1 protein-coding gene is annotated in these 2,118 nt (G+C 78.0%); it reads right to left on the bottom strand.

Going from position 1 to position 2,118, the window contains the following annotated elements; genetic code table 11:
• Positions 1–2,107, bottom strand: a 2,107-nt coding sequence (locus AB0O00_RS36855; RefSeq protein ID WP_363659063.1) for a beta-ketoacyl synthase N-terminal-like domain-containing protein, incomplete at its 3' end; no start/stop codon positions are given.
• Between the last annotated feature and the right edge of the window lie 11 nt (positions 2,108–2,118).

Genomic DNA, 2,118 nt, shown 5'->3' with positions numbered 1-2,118 from the left:
GGACGAACAGCTCGCCGGCGAGCCGGGCACTGGCCTCCCGGCCGGCCTCGGGCGCCAGGACGGTCGCGTCCGGGCCGAGCGCCGCGACGGTGGCGGGAGAGATCAGCGGGAGGAGGAACAGGCCCTTCCCGGTGGGAAGTTCGGTGATTCCGGCCCGTCCCGAGAGTACCTCACGCAGCCCGTCCGCGAGTGCCGTCCGGCCCTCCGCGACCGCCGCCGCGGCCTCGCCCGCGACGCCGGTGCCGAGCACGGCCGTCGGGCGGACGCCCCAGGCGCGCCACTGCGCGGCCAGCGCGACCAGGACCGAGAACAGCACGGGCCCGGCGACCTGCGGCAGCGCGGGGGAGGGGGCGTCCGGGTCGTCCGCCAGCACCGCCCACAGCGACCAGTCGACCAGGCCCGCGAGGGCCTGCTCGCACGCGCCGATCCGCTCGGCGAACACCGGTGCTTCCATGGGCAGTTGGTCGGCCAGCAGGCGCCACGTGCGGACGGTGCCGGGCTCGCCGGGCAGCACCAGCGCGAGGTCCGGCCCACTGCGCGCGCTGCCGCGCAGCAGCGTCGGCGACGCGCCGTCGGCGGCGAGCGCCCGCAGGTCCTCGGCCGCGCCCAGGGTGTCGTCGACCAGCAGGACGGCCCGGTGCTCCAGCCGCGCGCGGGTGGTGGCCAGCGAGTAGCCGAGGTCCGCCGGGGTGGCGTCCGGGTGCTGCGCCAGGTGCGCGAGCAGGCGGGCGGCCTGGCCGCGCAGCGCGGCGGGGCTGTGCGCGCTGACCGGCCACGGCAGCGTGGACGGCGTCCGGGCGGGCCCCTCGGCCGAAGGCCCGGCCGGGGCCTCCTCCTCGGGGGCCTGCTCGACGATCACGTGCGCGTTGGTCCCGCTCATGCCGAAGGACGACACGGCGGCCCGGCGCGCCCGGCCCGTCTCGGGCCACGGCGCGGCCTCGTCGAGCAGCTTCAGCACCCCGGCGTCCCAGTCGACGTGCTCGGTGGGCCGTTCGGCGTGCAGGGTCCGCGGCAGCGTCCCCGCCCGGACCGCCAGCACCGCCTTCATGACGCCCGCCACGCCCGCCGCGGCCTGGGTGTGGCCGAGGTTGGACTTGACCGAGCCGAGCAGCAGCGGCCGGTCCGCGGGCCGGCCCCGGCCGTAGGTGGCGAGCAGGGCGGCGGCCTCGATCGGGTCGCCGAGCGGGGTGCCGGTGCCGTGGGCGTTCACGTAGTCGATGTCGCCGGGCGCGAGGCCCGCGTTGGCCAGTGCGGCGCGCATCGCGTCGGCGGCGCCCTCGCCGTCGGGGCGGGGCATGGTCGGGTGGTGGGCGTCGGTGGACGCGCCCCAGCCGAGTACGTCCGCGTACCCGGCGGCGCCGCGCGCATCGGCGTGCCCGGTGCGCTCCAGGACGAGGACGGCGCTGCCCTCGCCGAGCACGAAGCCGTTGCGGCGGGCGTCGAACGGCCGGCTCGCCTCCTCCGGATCCTCCCAACCATGCGCCAGCGCACGGGCGTTGGTGAACGCGGCGGCGATCGTCGGGTGCAGCGAGGACTCCGTCCCGCCGCACACCACGACGTCCGCGTCGCCCGACCGGATCAGCCGCAGCCCCTCGGCGACCGCCTGGGCACCCGCCGCGCAGGCCGTCACGACGGCCGAACTGTAGCCGCGGATCCCGTGTTTGATGGCGATCCGGGCGGTCGCCATGTTGGAGAGCATGCCCGGCAGCAGGTACGGGCTGACGCCCGGGCGGCCGCGCTCCAGCCGGCGGTGCGACTGCTGCTCGAACGTCTCCAGCCCGCCCCCGCCGGTGGCGAGCACGACGGCCGTCCGGTGCGGGTCCACGTCCCGGCCGACGACCAGGCCGGCGTCGGCGAGCGCGTCGTCGGCGGCGGTCAGGGCGAGCAGGACGAAGCGGTCGACGCAGCGGGTCTCCGTGGGCGGCAGCACCTCGCGGCCGTCCACCGGCGGCGCGATCCCGGCGACCGGCAGCCAGCCGTGGGCGGCATGTCCCTCGGGCACGGCACGCAGGCCGGAGCGGCCGGCGGCCAGGGCGTCGAAGACCTCGGCGGGCTTGCGGCCGAGCGGGGAGACCAGCCCGAGGCCGGTGACGACGGCGGTGTTCATGCGTGGGCCAC

It is taken from the genome of Kitasatospora sp. NPDC093558 (assembly GCF_040683475.1).
Lineage (GTDB): Bacteria > Actinomycetota > Actinomycetes > Streptomycetales > Streptomycetaceae > Kitasatospora.
This window is presented reverse-complemented; position numbering and strand designations above follow the sequence as displayed.